Source organism: Sediminibacterium sp. FW305-C-61 (assembly GCF_058231065.1).
In genome coordinates this window covers 1040281-1055936 of sequence record NZ_JBIQXR010000001.1, presented here as the reverse complement: position 1 = coordinate 1055936, position 15656 = coordinate 1040281, and the positions used below count along the sequence as shown (strand labels likewise).

Annotated in this window: 14 protein-coding genes; 6 read left to right on the top strand and 8 right to left on the bottom strand. The window is 39.9% G+C overall.

The annotated features are described in order from the left end of the window. Nucleotides 1–55: 55 nt before the first annotated feature. Both purH and ACH30E_RS04525 read left to right on the top strand, forming a co-directional pair. Nucleotides 56–1540, top strand: coding sequence for a bifunctional phosphoribosylaminoimidazolecarboxamide formyltransferase/IMP cyclohydrolase (gene purH, locus ACH30E_RS04530; RefSeq protein WP_490823846.1), 1485 nt, complete (start codon nt 56–58; stop codon nt 1538–1540). 4 nt (nt 1541–1544) lie between these two features. After that, the gene (locus tag ACH30E_RS04525) at nt 1545–2462 is read left to right on the top strand and encodes a DMT family transporter (RefSeq protein WP_294991030.1); all 918 of its coding nucleotides are present in this window, start codon (nt 1545–1547) and stop codon (nt 2460–2462) included. Between the two features lie 20 nt (nt 2463–2482). Here the strand turns inward: ACH30E_RS04525 and ACH30E_RS04520 are convergent, their stop codons facing one another. The 7 genes from ACH30E_RS04520 to mutY all read right to left on the bottom strand — a co-directional run bounded on the left by ACH30E_RS04520 (nt 2483) and on the right by mutY (nt 9659). After that, nucleotides 2483–3778 (bottom strand): DUF7033 domain-containing protein, encoded by a 1296-nt coding sequence (locus tag ACH30E_RS04520; RefSeq protein WP_490823845.1) that lies wholly within the window; start codon nt 3776–3778, stop codon nt 2483–2485. Nucleotides 3779–3790: 12 nt separating this feature from the next. After that, entirely contained in the window at nt 3791–5173 is a 1383-nt protein-coding gene (locus ACH30E_RS04515) for a LutB/LldF family L-lactate oxidation iron-sulfur protein (protein ID WP_490823843.1), read from the bottom strand. A 4-nt stretch (nt 5174–5177) separates the two neighbouring features. After that, nucleotides 5178–5771, bottom strand: coding sequence for a DUF3109 family protein (locus ACH30E_RS04510; protein ID WP_490823842.1), 594 nt, complete (start codon nt 5769–5771; stop codon nt 5178–5180). Between the two features lie 224 nt (nt 5772–5995). Further along, nucleotides 5996–6559 (bottom strand): gliding motility lipoprotein GldD, encoded by a 564-nt coding sequence (gene gldD, locus ACH30E_RS04505; protein WP_490823841.1) that lies wholly within the window; start codon nt 6557–6559, stop codon nt 5996–5998. Between the two features lie 111 nt (nt 6560–6670). Further along, a complete protein-coding gene (gldE, locus tag ACH30E_RS04500) occupies nt 6671–8005 on the bottom strand; it encodes a gliding motility-associated protein GldE (protein ID WP_294991015.1) in 1335 nt (444 codons plus the stop codon). Nucleotides 8006–8080: 75 nt separating this feature from the next. Beyond that, nucleotides 8081–8512, bottom strand: a complete 432-nt coding sequence (locus ACH30E_RS04495) for a single-stranded DNA-binding protein (protein ID WP_490823839.1) — start codon at nt 8510–8512, stop codon at nt 8081–8083. An 82-nt stretch (nt 8513–8594) separates the two neighbouring features. Next, nucleotides 8595–9659, bottom strand: a complete 1065-nt coding sequence (gene mutY / locus ACH30E_RS04490) for an A/G-specific adenine glycosylase (RefSeq protein ID WP_490823838.1) — start codon at nt 9657–9659, stop codon at nt 8595–8597. Between the two features lie 215 nt (nt 9660–9874). Here mutY and ACH30E_RS04485 point away from each other — a divergent pair, with 215 nt between their 5' ends. The 3 genes from ACH30E_RS04485 to ACH30E_RS04475 all read left to right on the top strand — a co-directional run bounded on the left by ACH30E_RS04485 (nt 9875) and on the right by ACH30E_RS04475 (nt 12919). After that, nucleotides 9875–10165, top strand: coding sequence for an HU family DNA-binding protein (locus ACH30E_RS04485; protein ID WP_294991008.1), 291 nt, complete (start codon nt 9875–9877; stop codon nt 10163–10165). Nucleotides 10166–10186: 21 nt separating this feature from the next. Beyond that, nucleotides 10187–11038: a tetratricopeptide repeat protein gene (locus ACH30E_RS04480; RefSeq protein ID WP_490823836.1), complete on the top strand. Its 852-nt coding sequence runs from the start codon at nt 10187–10189 to the stop codon at nt 11036–11038. 330 nt (nt 11039–11368) lie between these two features. Next, complete coding sequence (locus ACH30E_RS04475) at nt 11369–12919, top strand: Rne/Rng family ribonuclease (protein ID WP_294991004.1); 1551 nt, start codon at nt 11369–11371, stop codon at nt 12917–12919. Nucleotides 12920–13069: 150 nt separating this feature from the next. On the opposite strand, the gene ACH30E_RS04470 is transcribed toward ACH30E_RS04475, so the two are convergent. Beyond that, nucleotides 13070–13756: a zinc metallopeptidase gene (locus tag ACH30E_RS04470; RefSeq protein ID WP_490823834.1), complete on the bottom strand. Its 687-nt coding sequence runs from the start codon at nt 13754–13756 to the stop codon at nt 13070–13072. A gap of 465 nt (nt 13757–14221) precedes the next feature. Between ACH30E_RS04470 and radA the strand changes: the two genes are divergently transcribed. Next, nucleotides 14222–15592, top strand: coding sequence for a DNA repair protein RadA (radA, locus tag ACH30E_RS04465; RefSeq protein ID WP_294990998.1), 1371 nt, complete (start codon nt 14222–14224; stop codon nt 15590–15592). Nucleotides 15593–15656 lie beyond the last annotated feature (64 nt).

Genomic DNA, 15656 nt, shown 5'->3' with positions numbered 1-15656 from the left:
GATTACAGCCGGTTTTACCAATCACACACCTCCAGGGTGTAAATATTTCAATTTTATGCAAAAGAAGATTCAGTCTGCGTTAATTTCTGTTTTCTACAAAGATGGTCTGGAACCACTTGCCCGCCGCTTAAAGGCAGAAGGCATTACAATTTATTCAACAGGAGGAACCCAGCAGTTTCTGGAAGGATTGGGCATTACCTGTGTGGCAGTTGAAAGTTTAACTACTTATCCTTCTATATTGGGTGGCCGGGTAAAAACATTACACCCTGTTGTATTTGGCGGTATTCTTGGTCGCAGGTATGAAGCACAGGACTTACAGGAAATGAAACAATACCAGATACCTGAAATTGATCTGGTAATTGTTGATCTATACCCCTTCGAGGAAACTTTAAAAAGTACCACTGAAGAAAAACTGATTATTGAGAAGATTGATATCGGAGGCCCTTCTATGATTCGCGCTGCTGCAAAAAACTTTAAAGACGTGGTGGTAATTGCGGCTAAAGACGATTACAGTGAACTCGAAACGATATTAGCAAAACAACAGGGAAGCACTACTATCGAACAGCGAAAAGCTTTCGCGGCAAAAGCATTTGAAGTGGTGATGCATTATGATATTGCCATCAGCAACTACTTTAATCCTGGTCAGCAACAAGTATTAAGGTATGGCGAAAACCCCCATCAGCATGCGGTATTTCATGGTAACCTTTCCGCATTATTTGAACAACTGAATGGTAAAGAGCTTTCTTATAATAACCTGGTAGATGTAGATGCTGCCGTTCAATTAATTGGTGAATTCACCGAAACCACTTTTGCCATCATTAAACATACCAATGTTTGCGGTATCGCAGCAAGAGCAACCGTAAAAGAAAGTTGGGACGCAGCATTGGCAGGTGACCCTGAAAGTGCTTTCGGTGGTGTACTGGTTTGCAATGGCAGCATAGATAAAGCAACTGCCGATGCTATTAACGAAATTTTCTTTGAAGTATTGATAGCCCCATCATTCGATGCAGATGCACTCGAAGTTTTGAAGAGTAAAAAGAATCGCATTTTATTACAAATGAAGGCAGAGAAACCAGTTTTGAAACAACCTGCAAAAGCCATATTAAACGGTTTGCTTGAGCAGGGAGCAGATGAAGGAAATTACAGCAAATGGGAAGAAGTAGGTGGCAGAGAAACAACTGCGGCAGAAAAAGAAGACCTTGCATTTGCTAACCTGGTTTGTAAACACCTGAAAAGTAATGCCATCGCATTGGTAAAAAATAAACAACTGGTTGGAAAAGGTTGCGGCCAAACAAGCCGCATCGATGCACTCAGACATGCAATTGAAAAAGCACACCAGTTTAAATTCGATCTTAAAGGAGCAGTGCTTGCTTCTGATGCATTTTTCCCATTCAATGATTGTGTACAGATCGCTCATGAAGCAGGTATGGAAGCATTTATACAACCTGGCGGCTCTGTTCGCGATAAAGACAGTATTGAATATTGTACCCAAAATAAATTGGCGATGGTAATGACTGGCACACGTCATTTCCGTCATTAATACAATGACCACCAAACAAAAAGCTTATACAGGTTTACTGGCTACCAGCATTATCTGGGGCACCAGTTGGGTAGCCAGTAAAATTGCTGTTAAAGGAGGTGTACCAGGTTTAGAAGTAGCAGCTATCCGGCAGTTCTTGGGTGGTATCTTATTTGTTAGCTTTTTTCTACTCAGAGGACAACCACTACCAACCCGTAAACAACTTTTGTGGTTAACCGGAATGGGTACTTTATTGTTTGTAATTGCCAATGGACTGGCAACAGTTGCTTTGCGGTATATACCTAGTGGACTTGCTGCTTTAATTGCTGCACTTTATCCATTGTCGGTGGTGATCATTGAAAGAATCGCTTTCAGGAATACTAAAATTACCTGGGTTACTTTTCTTGGACTTGTTTTAGGTATTACAGGAATTGGCATTGTGTTTTACGACAATGCTTTTCATAACCAGCCCGAAGGTTATATTTTCGGATTGATCCTCTCACTGATAGCCATGTTAAGCTGGAGTATTGGAACCATTATAATTGCAAGGAACAAGGTGAAAATTAATGCCTATTATGCTACCGGATGGCAAATGCTATTGGCTTCTTTTCTCCTGATGATTATGACCCTTGTTTCTGGCAATAATATCCCAATACCGTCTATCCCAACAAGTACCTGGCTGGCAATCGCATACCTTGTTTTTGTTAGTTCAATTGTTGCCTTTGTTGCCTTCATTTATACCATGAAGCATCTTGAACCCGCTATTGCTGCACTCTACGCCTATATCAACCCAATTGTAGCCATACTTACCGGTGCTGTGCTGATGAATGAAAAACTCACCATCGATATTTTTATTGGATCAATCATCACACTGCTTGGGGTGTTTCTGGTAAACAGAAGTTTGAAAAAACAACGGGAAGAAGCTTTATCTGAAGTTGAATAAATTATAACACCACCCTGTTTTTACAATAAAGACAGACTCTTATCAAGAAAAGATTCATACATATTTCGCCACATTATCCAATCTGGTTCTGTGGTTAAAAAATGATTGTGCATCACAAAACTAAATACGCCATTTACTTTTTTAGTGGCGTTAAAGAAATGCATCATTCTGTCCGCCGCCATCTCTGTATTTAAACGTTCATGGAAAATAGCGGTACTGTCCATATAAGAAAATGGCAAAACCTGTAATGATGTGGTCTGTTCTTTTTCAAAATCATACCAATTGAAGGGGAAGCTGGTAGATGCCCTAAAACCGTTGATGGAGCCATATCCCATCGAATGCTCTTGCCTGATACCTGCCTTCAGTAAATTATGGTAAGTGTGGGGCAAATGAAATTGCAAGTAGTGTTGTCTTGAATATCTTATATCATGACCGGCATAAAAAGACAACAATTTCACTTCTCTTTCCAGCATACTATAAGCACTATTACTTTGAACTGATGGGTGAACACCTACACGATATTGTTGGGCATGTGCAGCAATCAGGTTACGCATTCCTCTTGTGTACGGATCAACATTTCTATCTACACCCTGTTGCTTTTCAGCCATCAGGAAAAAATAATACGGTTCAAGACCATATTTTCTATGTATTTCATTCAACCAGTCATAGATATCATAACTATCTGCTTTTTTACCACTGTATACCAAAGATCGTTCAGCCAATGCCTCGAATCTACCCAATAGTAAGTCTGCAAAATACCCCTTGATATGCTTGAAGGGAGAAGCATAACGAAAACGAAAAGCAATATCAATATCATAAGAAGGCTGAAAACAAAATTGCCTTTGGGGTAATCTATACGATGGATATATCTCCTGTAATTTTTGCTCAAAAATCTGCATCCAATAATCAATCAGCGGGATATCCAGGAAACCATTCCTGAAAGCAAGACTGTTTTGATGATCATATCTCCCATAGCTATCTGGTTTAAAGGGCAGATATTCTTCATAGCGTGAAATCAGGTAAAATGATGCAGCAAACAAATCGAAAGGAATATCACTATTCACAGAAAAAAACACAGGTAACTCCTCCCACTGTTGCATCACTATCTTCTGGCTGCGAATACCCTCTTCGCGTAACAAACCAACAGGTATGATCTGTATGCCCTTATTCAGTTTTTGATCAGAGTAATTCAATAAGGCATACTCACTTTGTAGAAACGATTCAACATTGTTGGTGATATTGGCCGTACCCTTGAATAATTCAGTAACTATATATTGAAGACGCGGGCTGGTATGTGGGGTATAAATGGTCAGCACACGTTTTAAAATTTAAGCTGATTGTTTTTGTTTTTCCTTCCACATTTCATTGAAGGTTTTCGGACTAAAATCAAGCTCTGAGCGATGGAGCGACCACCCTTTGAATACTTTATTTACTACGCGGTTCTTCATTTTACCATTACCCATATTCATCATCATTCTGCTAAGACTCGCCATTTTCCAGGCTTTCCAGGCAACACGTTCAGCAATGGTACTGCTTCCTTTTACTACTGCTTCATGACGATTATCTAATAATAATTCGTGGAGATTAATACGAACTGGACATACTTCCGTGCAATTACCACATAGTGAAGAGGCATAACTCAGGTGCTTATAAGCATCTACACCTTGTAAATGTGGCGTAATAACTTTTCCTATTGGACCACTGTAGGTTGTTTCATAGGCATGACCTCCAATATTTTTGTAAACCGGACAAGCATTCAAACAGGCTCCACAGCGAATACAATACAATGCTTCTCTCGTTGTTGGGTTGGCCAGTAAATTGGTTCTGCCATTATCGAGCAGTATTACAAACATTTCTTCGGGTCCATCCGTTTCATCGGCCTGTCTTGGGCCACTGATAATCGTATTATATACGGTTACTTTTTGTCCGGTGCCGAATGTTGAAAGCAAAGGCCAAAAAGTTGCGAGGTCGGTGATAGAGGGAAGCATTTTTTCAATGCCGACAATAACAATATGTGTTTTTGGCCATGCACAACTTAGTCTCGCATTACCTTCATTTTCTGTTACAGCTATTCCGCCAATATCAGCAACAATAAAATTCGCACCGGTAACCCCAACTTCAGCGGTCACATATTTTTCCCGTAATTTTTGACGGGCCACCAGGGTTAACTCTTCAGGAGTAAGGTCTGGTCTAGTTCCGAGCTTATCAGCAAAGAGTTTGGCAACATCTTCTTTGCTTTTATGCATAGCGGGTGTTACAATATGATATGGTGCTTCTCCATCTAATTGTTGAATATATTCACCAAGATCTGTTTCCACACTTTCAATACCATTTGCCTCAAGATAAGCATTGAGATGAATTTCTTCAGTAACCATGCTTTTACTCTTCACAAGTGTTTTGCAGTTACGTTCTTTACAAATGTTGCCGATTGCATCTAATGCCTGATCACTATTTTCGGCCCAGATTACTTTAGCACCTTTAGCACTGATTTTCTTTTCAAATTCCAGCAGGTATTGATCAAGGTGTTCAATGGCTTCCCATTTCCTATTCTTTGCTCTTTCCCGAACCTGCATGACATCTGTAAACTGTTGCTTACCCACAGGAACAACTGCATTGTATTTGCCAATATTGAAATTAATTTTTCGTCTGTGTTCCAGATCAGCGGCTTTAACGGTGCTCTTGGCAATAAACGATGCAGCGGTATTGGTCATGGTGTTAGTCTTCTTTATTATTCTTCATATGTTCAGCAGTAGCAGCAAGTGCCTCATAAAATTCTTCCCCATATTTCCTGATCAAAGAATCCTTTAGGAATACATAGACGGGCACTTTCAATTTTTTCCCCAATGAGCAGGCGGCTGCACAAAGATCTTCTCTTGGTTCATAATTCACATACTCAATATCCGGATCTCTTTTGCTTTTCTTGGTTTTAATGGGGAAGAGATGACAACTCAAAGGCTTTTTCCAATCAAGTTTACCATCATTATAGGCTTGTTCGATGCCACATTTAATAATGCCCTGCTTATCCTTATAGCCATAGGCACAAATTGCGCCATTGATGGTTGGCGTAACCCATCCAAATTCTTTATCATAAATATACAAACCCTGTCTTTCAATTTCAGCGATGCCTTCCTGCGTCATATAGGGTTTGATAACTTCATAGTATGTTTTCAATTTCTCAAGTTCCCATTTTTCCATCGGAGCTCCGGCATCTCCATCCTCGCAACACCCTCCCTTGCATCGGGTAAGGTCACAAACAAACTGCTCCTCTATTACTTCATCACTGATCAATTTATTATCAATTGCTATCATAAAACGAAGATAATCAACTATTGCTGTGAATCAAGGGTCGGTGTTAGGAACCAAACACCTTGTACCCAGTACCCAGCATCCGGCCACGCTAAAATTATATTTTGATTTAATTAACCCCTTAATACGTAACATTTCGCAGATTCCTGCGTAAATAAATTATACTGGTTACCAAAGGGTAGTTCAGTGTTTGCCTGAGAGCCGCCCATTCCTGGGCGGCTATATGATTATTTCCACCTGAAAGTATTGATCAGGTGTTTCATATCTGCCAGAATAAATCGATTTACAATACCGAGTGAGTCTGCATTGGGTGTGGCATCGAAATACATGGCCCCCCGTAAAAAATGCCTGCTTGAATCGGTAAGGTAAAATTGATTGGCTGTAGCCACGTCTCCCCCAACGGAAAAAAACATTCCATTGATACCATTGGGCGTTACCATTAGCGAATCATCTATAGAATAGGCTTTGGCTGAATGTTTTCCGGTTAAAACAAAAGCATGTTTTACCAAAGTATCGAAACGATTTTTTCCAATGGTTTTATAACTGATATAAATCCGGCCATTGAATTGTGGAAATTCAATATTGATCCACCATGGATTTTCGGTTGTTTCACCAAAGAAAGTGCTGTCTTTTACAACTTTGGCGTACTTGGGATATTCAAAAGCATAAGGATAACCCGGCTGATTGAATACCACATAAGATTTTTCAGGGAAATCGATTTTATAATACCCTTTGGGTTTAGGCGTAAAACTGCTGTTGCAGGATTGCATCAGAAACCCAAATACAAGCATCACGGTCACGATAACGACAGTCCTTAAATATCTATCGACCATGGACCATGGACCATGGACCATAGGCACACTGCTAATTCTTCTCATTCTTCAAAGCTAAGCTTAACACGTTTAGTGGGACTTAATAAAAACCTTAATTTTTTGTATCCGGTTCTTTTCAATTTCAAGAACGGTGAATTCAAAGTCGCCGGTTGTAATTACTGCTGCAGTTTTGGGAATATCACCTGCTATTTCCAGAACCAACCCTGCAAGAGAATCGCTTTCTCCTTTTACTTCATCAAATGTATCGGCCGGAAGATCCATTACTTTACAAACATCATGAATCATTGTGCGGCCTTCGAAAATATAATTATTATCGTCTATTTTTTTATACCCGCTATCTTCTTCATCAAATTCATCTTTAATTTCTCCGATCACTTCTTCCAGTATGTCCTCCAGTGTAACTATACCGCTGGTACCCCCGAATTCATCTACTACAACAGCAAAATGTATTCGCTTTTGCTGAAATTCCTGTAACAGGTCTTCAATCGGCTTTTGTTCGTGTACGAAATAAGGCGTTCTCATTAAATGATGCCAGTTGAATGCATCTCCTTCTTGAAGATGAGGCAAGAGGTCTTTGGTATGAATCATCCCAACTACTTCATCAAGGTCTTCTTTATAAACCGGGAACCTGCTGTAATTCAGATCGCTGATCATGGCAATTAGTTCATTAAATGGCGTACCATGTTCAACGCCACTTACATCCATCCTTGTTTTCATGATTTGTTTCACAAAGATGTTCCTGAATTTAACGATGCCTTTCAGGATATTCTTTTCACTTTCAGAAGCTGTTTCACTGGTTGTGAGGTCGATGGCATGATCGAGCTCTTCCAGACTGTAAGCTGAGCCTGATTTTTTTGCAAGTTTTCTTTCAATGATGTCTGAATATTTTACCAGGCCCTTACTCATTCCTGCAAACATGTAAGAGACTGCTTGTACTACCCCACCAAAATCTTTGGCGAAGCGGATATTATTTTGAGTGGCCAGTACCTTAGGCATTACCTCTCCAAAAAGTACCAATAGAAAACTCACTGCCAGTACTTTAATAATGAATTCGAGCCAGCCCACATTAAATTTTTCAAAATTGAACATATCATCCAGCAGGAGATTTGAGATAATGATAATGGCAATATTGATAAAACTATTGGCGATAAGTAAAGAAGCCAATAAGGTTTTGGGAGCTTCCAGCAAATCAACAATTCGCTTATAAGCAGGCTGCTGCTTAGATTTCAGCACATTGATATCCTTATAGGTAAGCGAAAAAAAAGCCACTTCAGATCCGGATAAAACAAAGGAAAGAAAAAGCAACATCAATAAAATCATTACCAGCACCGTAGTGCCTTCGGGTTGAAGTGCCGATAATAAATAGGTATTCAGTAATTGGGTTAATGCCGGATGGTAATCCAAAACGGGCGGTTTAAATTTACAATCGGGGCAATTACTGCCCCATTAATTCATGGCAAAAATATTGAATCCTTGTAATCAAAACGGTAATGATTCTCCGTGATCAGGTAATGGCGGAGTATCGTCTCCTCCATAACCTTCAATACCTTCGGATCCACTGCTAGATATATGTCCATCCCCTCTTTTATCGAGCATAATCAGGTTATCTCCTACAACTTCAGTGGCAAATTTTTTATTGCCTTCTTTATCTTCCCAACTGCGGGTACGTAAACGACCTTCAACATAAATCAGGCTTCCTTTGTGCAGGTACTTCTGTGCAAGTTCTGCCAGACCACGCCATAATACTACTGTATGCCATTCTGTTTGTGAAACCAGTTTGCCGGAACGATCCTTATAGGTTTCGGTAGTAGCCAATGGAAATTTTGCTACCCCGATATTTCCTTCCAGGTGTTGTACATCAGGGTCTTTTCCGAGATTACCAATTAGCATCACTCTGTTAACGCCTCTCATACAATTGATTTTTTGTTCGTCGCAGATTAATCACTCTTAAAAATAACTTTTTTTGAGCAACAAAAGCACAGGCCAGGAAAATTTAGGATTTGAATGATATTTCCATGTATTGGGTAATTAGCTTGGGGAAAGCCAGTTGCGACATATCTTTCAGGGAATACCAATTTCCTGCGGATGCCAGTACACCTGGGGCTCTTGTTAGTTTAATTCGTATGAACACACCCCTTATTTGCTGATGCGTAAGTTGTTGCACATAGGGGGAAGAAATATTGATCCCTTTGTTCTGCTTAATATTAAGTTGGGTTTTAAGCCAATCACTCACCTGATTAGTCACCCAATGCTGTATTTGCGGGGTTTCCAATAGATAAAATTCATGTAATCCCTGCCAAACATCTTTGAGAACCCTTTGTCTGACCCATATTTTATCGTTCCATTCAAAAACAAAATAGTTGAAATGCCGTTTTGTGCGGGTTAACACTTTTTCCTTAACTGGCAGTTGATTAACTTTTCCGGTTTGATAAGCGGCACATCCCTTTTGTAGTGGGCATTCGGCGCAATTGGGTAACGCAGGTTTACAAACAGTGGCACCAAAATCCATGATGGCCTGGTTATAGGTTCCAGGGGCTTTTTGGTGCAACATTTTTTCTGCAAGACTGGTAAATACCTGCTTTCCGGCAGTGGTGTCGATTGCGGTATCGATGCCAAAATAACGGGATAGCACCCTGAATACATTACCATCAACCACTGCATACGGAAGATTATAAGCAAATGAGGCTATTGCCGCAGCGGTATATGGACCGACCCCTTTTAAAGCAAGCAGTTCGTCGTAGGTCTTGGGAAAAATGCCTTTATTTTTTTCAACCAGGGTGCGGGCGGTAAAAAGCAGGTTTCTGCATCGGTTATAATAACCCAACCCTTCCCACAACTTAAATACTTCGTTATCCGGGGCAGCAGCCAGTTTTGATACAGTAGGATATTTTTTAATAAATCGGTTGTAATAGTCTGTACCCTGTTCTACCCGGGTTTGCTGCAAAATAATCTCACTTAGCCAGATGCGGTAAGGGTTTTTTTCGCCTTTCCAGGGCATTTCGCGTGTGTTTTCGTTTTGGTTCCACGCCATTAATTCCTTGGTAAACTGACTATTCATGTATTATACAAAGATCCAGAAATGATTGAGTTATTGAAAACAAAGTTATTAGACCAGACATTTTTTTTAAATATGACAACCAGGTACGCTTAATCTGTTTTATGAACCATTTATCTATCAATTAGTAACGTCTATAAAATTTAAACAATCTTTCTTGCAAATACCAGTTTTTTTATCTTATTTTAAATCTGATTCATTAAACAATTCTACTCCCAATGAGAAAGTCAGACCTCATCAACCAAATTTCCGATAAAACGGGTATACCAAAAGTGGATGTGCTGGTGACCTTAGAAACCATGTTTAAGGAGGTAAAAGAAAGCCTTTCAAACGGCCAGAATATATATATACGTGGCTTTGGCAGCTTTATCACCAAGAAACGTGCGGCCAAAATTGGGCGCAATATCAAAAAGAATATCGCGGTAGAAATTCCCGAACATTATATTCCAGCTTTTAAACCGGCAAAAGAATTTGTTAGTGAAGTAAAAAGCAAGCGGAAGTCGGACTAACTTCGCCGAAATTTCCCGGCTTTGAAAAAACAGCAACTTTTATTAACCGGCATCGGTCTGGTAATATTCACACTACTCTACTTTGTTAGTCCAACAGTAGCACCTGACAAACATGTGCATGCTGAAGGGGATACTTCACATACCCATGAAAATCAAGCAATTAAGTTTGAAGACTTGCTTGTAAAAGCCAAAGAAAGAATTAGTCCTGAGCAATCTGCACGCGTCACTGCATTAGAAAATGCAGTGGTAAGGGGCGATATAAAAGAGCAAAAAATCCACCTTTTTCATCAGTTAGCCAGGTTCTGGGCAGATTCGGCGCGCATTTTCGAACCATACGCCTGGTACACCGGAGAAGCAGCTAAGTTGGAAAATTCTGAAAAAAGCCTCACCTTTGCCGCCCATCTGTTTTTAAATAACCTGATTACAGAAGGGGAGCCTGCCATGCAAAACTGGTTGGCTTCACAAGCAAAAGTTCTTTTTGATAAGGCGCTGGTAATTAATCCGGCAAACGATTCAAGTAAAATTGGCTTGGGTGCCTGCTACCTTTTTGGCAATATTTCTGATAACCCCATGCAGGGTATCATGAGTATCAGATCGGTGGTTGAGAAAGATCCGGAAAATGTGTTTGGACAAATGATGTTGGGATTGGGCGGAAAGAAAAGTGGTCAGTACGACAAAGCCATTGAACGTTTCCTGATTGTGGTTAAGAAAGATCCGGACAACCTGGATGCCATTTTCAACCTGGCTGAATGTTACGACATTCACAATGAAAAAGCCTTTGCGATTAAGTGGTATGAAATCGCAAAGGAGAAAGTGCCGGTACCAGCAGCTAAAGAAGCGCTGGCAAAAAGAATCGCTGAATTGAAACGATAAATTTATTTTTTAACTGTATAAAATTACTTTGGTATGCCTTGTGGTAAGAAGAGAAAGCGTCATAAGATCGCTACACACAAACGTAAAAAACGTCTAAGAAAGAATCGTCATAAGAAGAAGAACAAATAGTTCCTTCTAAAGACCTCTATACATTACGGGTCTGGTCGGGCAATATGCATCACCAGACCCGTTTAACACTTATCTGGAAGCAGCCTTACCTTCCGACGAACTGCAACTTTACCTTTTCCTTCCGCTGGCTGCTCCATCAGATGTTGTGGATGTTGATATACCGATACCGGTAGGTGATTTTGTATTTAAAAGTTGCATTTTGTGAACAAAGAACTAATTATAAATGCCGCTCCAACAGGCGTGGAAATAGCTTTATTGGAAGACAAGAAGCTTGTTGAGTTGCACAATGAAAAAACGGATGCCAACTTTGCGGTTGGTGACCTGTACCTGGGCAAGGTTAAAAAACTTATACCCGGACTAAATGCTGCATTCGTAGATGTAGGTTTCGAAAAAGATGCTTTCCTGCATTATACGGATCTTAGTCCTTATGCCCGCTCCATCATTAAGTTTACCCAGATTGCCATGAGCGATAAAGGTGAACAGCCTTTTGATTTTGCCAAGTTCCAGTCTGAACCGGAAATTGTAAAAACAGGTAAGATTAATGAAGTACTGAATGGCAAGCCCAATGTACTGGTACAAATTTTAAAAGAACCTATTGCTGCAAAGGGACCAAGACTAAGTTGTGAACTTTCCCTTCCGGGGAGGTTTGTGGTAGTTACGCCTTTTAATGAAATTGTAGCTGTATCAAAGAAAATTCATTCTTCTGAAGAGCGCAAAAGGCTGCACAAAATTGTGGAGGCTATTCGTCCAAAAAACTTTGGTGTAATTGTTCGTACAGCAGCAGAAGGTAAAAGCACCGCAGAACTGCACCAGGATATGCTTTCGCTGGTAGATACCTGGAAAACCATTCAACATAACCTTAAAGGTGCAGTTGCCCCTATCAGGATTATGAGTGAAGAAACAAAAACCACCAGCATACTCCGCGATTTACTCAGTGCCGATTTCAATCGCATTGTAGTAAACGATAAAAACCTGTTTCAGGTAACACAATCCTATATTCAAAGAATTGCTCCTGATAAAACGGATATAGTTTCTCTTTATCATAACGGATTACCCATCTTCGATCAGTTTGGCGTAACCAAGCAGGTAAAATCTTCTTTTGGTAAAACAGTTAACCTCCCAAGTGGTGCTTACCTGATTATTGAACATACAGAAGCACTGCATGTAGTTGATGTGAACAGTGGATACAAGAGTGTTAGTAATAACCAGGAAGAAAATGCACTGGAAACAAACCTTGAGGCAGCAGAAGAAATTGCACGCCAGTTAAGGTTAAGAGATATTGGCGGTATCATCGTAGTAGACTTCATTGATATGAAACTACCCGATAACAAACGTAAACTGCAGGAAGCAATGGAGCAGTTTATGAAAGCCGATCGCGCCAAACATTCTGTATTGCCAATTTCAAAATTTGGATTATTACAGATTACCCGTCAACGCATGAGGCCCGAAGTAAATATCAATACTGCTGAAAGCTGTCCGGCTTGTAATGGTACCGGTAAAATTACTTCCACACTTTTATTGGAAGATGAAATAGAAAAGAAACTACATTATCTGGTAAGTCATTCACACAAGAACCTTACAATTGTAGTTCATCCAATCGTGCATTCCTATCTTACCAAGGGCTTCTTTTCATCCATCATAAAAAAATGGAGAAAGAAGCACAAGCTCAAATTAAAAGCACAGGCCAACACAAACTACCACCTCACCGAATTCAAATTCTTCGATGAGCGTGAGGAGGAGATAAAATTTTAAGTGGTGAGTTGTGAATTGTCAATTGTCAATTGTGAATAGAGAGTAGTGAGTATATTATTAAAATTACTACTGACTATTCACAATTGACAATTCACCACTCACTCAAAATTCACCATTCACAATTGACAATTCACAATTGACAACTCACCCCTAATCATCGTTCCTAGATCCATTCAGGAAAATCAATACATACTGTACTAAAGTTGCTACGGAGGCGAGGGCGGCTACTACGTAGGTCATTGCTGCCCATTTTAGAGCGTCTTTGGCACCTTCCTGTTCACGTTGCACCAGAATACCTCTGTTATTCAGCCAGGACAGGGCGCGGTTGCTGGCATCAAATTCTACCGGTAAGGTAATTACGGAGAATAAGGTAGTGAGGGCAAATAAAATAATACCACCTAATAATAACATAGGGAAAGTATTAATCATTAGTACACCCACCAGCAATACCCATTGTACAATAGAGCTGCTGAATTGAACAAAAGGAACCAACTTGCTGCGCATCATTAACCAGCTATAGGCATTGGCATGCTGTACTGCATGCCCACATTCGTGTGCCGCTACTGCTGCAGAAGCTATGCTTGTTCCCCCATATACTTCAGGACTGAGATTCACGGTTTTATCCATGGGGTTGTAGTGATCGGACAAAAATCCTTTCACAGATATAACTTTTACATCATATATTCCGTTATCCCGGAGCATTTGCTCGGCGATTTCTTTACCACTCATGCCATTGGCAATGGGCAGTTGGCTGTATTGACTAAATTTCGCCTTTAACCGCCCGGAAACAAGTAAGCTGATGCCAAGAAAAATCAATGACACCAAAATAATAGACATATCCATTGCTTCAATTTTAGCTGACTGCTGCAAATAGCCTACCAAACCAAAAAAAGGCCTTTTTCGATGTTCAAACCTTAAGTTTCTGCCAAAAAGACCCTTTTTTTCTGACAAAATTCCCCCTACTCCGCCACCCGTGTAAGTGATTTGATTAACAATATGTTAAACCATTTTACGACAAAATTCGTATATTAAATAATTATGCACAGATACAAAATTTATTTTGCCATATGCCTCGTTTTAGTAACTTAGTGGTAGAATTTAATGGGTTAGTAAGTAAACGGGGTCAACAGCAATGTTGGCCCTTTTACATGCCCGCCAGCACTGCATTTCAGCGATTTTCACTTTTTCAATCCACCATTTTTTCGTGCATCAAAAACAGTTTTTTTCAAGCAAAAAAAATCATTCGTTTGCTTCGTTTTTTTTCCTGAAAATAACTCACCAAATCACCATTACCTTTATCAAATGAGTAAGATAAAAACAGCTTTTTTCTGTAGCAATTGTGGTTATGAAAGTACCAAGTGGATCGGTAAATGTCCTTCGTGTTCAGAATGGAATACTTTCACAGAAGAAGTATTAGATAAAGGGATTAAACCAACAGAAAAATGGGATGACTATAAACAGGAGAAAAGAATTGCTAAAACAGTTTCACTTAACGAAGTTGTAACAACCGAAGAAAAAAGAATCGCCAGTCAGGATGCAGAACTCGATCGTGTATTAGGAGGTGGTATTGTTCCGGGTAGTATTATTTTGGTTGCCGGAGAGCCAGGAATTGGAAAAAGTACACTCTTTCTTCAAAATGGTTTGCTGATGAAACAGCTTCGCGTTTTATACATCAGCGGAGAAGAAAGTGAGCAACAAATAAAAATGCGTGCCGATCGGTTAAACATTCAAAACGAAAATTTTTACCTGCTTACTGAAACTTCCACCCAAACCATTTTCCAGGAAATTAAAAAATTAAGACCCCAGTTGGTAATTGTAGATTCTATTCAAACTTTACAATCCAACATAATCGATTCATCGGCTGGAACCGTATCTCAAATACGCGAATGCGCCTCGGAATTTCAGCGCTTTGCCAAAGAAACCAATACGCCCGTATTCCTTATCGGACATATCACCAAAGACGGTACCATTGCTGGTCCGAAAGTGCTGGAACACATGGTAGACACGGTTTTGCAGTTCGAGGGCGACAGGCATTATGCATACAGGATACTGCGCACACTGAAGAACCGTTTTGGTAGTACCGCAGAATTGGGTATCTATGAAATGACTGGTGATGGCATGCGTATTGTTTCAAATCCTTCGGAAATTTTAATTGCCCAACGTGAAGATCAGTTAAGTGGTAGTGGTATTGCCGCAACCTTAGAAGGTATGCGTCCACTTTTGATTGAAGTACAGGCATTGGTAACCCAAAGTGTTTATGGAACACCTCAACGCACCGTAACCGGTTTCGATTTAAGACGACTTCAATTACTGCTTGCCGTACTCGAAAAAAGAGGTGGGTTTCAGTTTGGTATGAAAGATGTCTTTGTAAATATTGCCGGTGGTATTAAGGTAGAAGATCCGTCAATCGATTTGGCAGTAATTTGTGCATTACTTTCTTCTTATGAAGATGTGCCGCTTCCCCATCATGTTTGTTTTGCCGGGGAAGTTGGTCTTAATGGAGAAATAAGAGCCGTAAATAAAATTGAACAGCGCATTGCTGAAGCCGAGAAACTTGGATTTGAAAAAATCTTTGTGTCGAAATACAACAAAAAAAGTTTCAACCCAAAAGCATACAAAATACAAGTAGTTGCATTAAGCAGGGTTGATGAAGTGTATCAACAACTTTTCTAGGAGAAATATTTACCGTCTGTTTCACTACTTAAAATTTGCGGGATATACGCTGCCCTTTCGATCT

Coding starts and splice junctions, on each gene's coding strand:
- purH (WP_490823846.1), top strand. CDS start 56: ATGCAAAAGAAGATTCAGTCTGCGTTAATTTCTGTTTTCTACAAAGAT.
- ACH30E_RS04525 (WP_294991030.1), top strand. CDS start 1,545: ATGACCACCAAACAAAAAGCTTATACAGGTTTACTGGCTACCAGCATT.
- ACH30E_RS04515 (WP_490823843.1), bottom strand. CDS start 5,173: ATGACCAATACCGCTGCATCGTTTATTGCCAAGAGCACCGTTAAAGCC.
- ACH30E_RS04510 (WP_490823842.1), bottom strand. CDS start 5,771: ATGATAGCAATTGATAATAAATTGATCAGTGATGAAGTAATAGAGGAG.
- gldD (WP_490823841.1), bottom strand. CDS start 6,559: ATGCTTGTATTTGGGTTTCTGATGCAATCCTGCAACAGCAGTTTTACG.
- ACH30E_RS04495 (WP_490823839.1), bottom strand. CDS start 8,512: ATGAGAGGCGTTAACAGAGTGATGCTAATTGGTAATCTCGGAAAAGAC.
- mutY (WP_490823838.1), bottom strand. CDS start 9,659: ATGAATAGTCAGTTTACCAAGGAATTAATGGCGTGGAACCAAAACGAA.
- ACH30E_RS04485 (WP_294991008.1), top strand. CDS start 9,875: ATGAGAAAGTCAGACCTCATCAACCAAATTTCCGATAAAACGGGTATA.
- ACH30E_RS04470 (WP_490823834.1), bottom strand. CDS start 13,756: ATGTCTATTATTTTGGTGTCATTGATTTTTCTTGGCATCAGCTTACTT.
- radA (WP_294990998.1), top strand. CDS start 14,222: ATGAGTAAGATAAAAACAGCTTTTTTCTGTAGCAATTGTGGTTATGAA.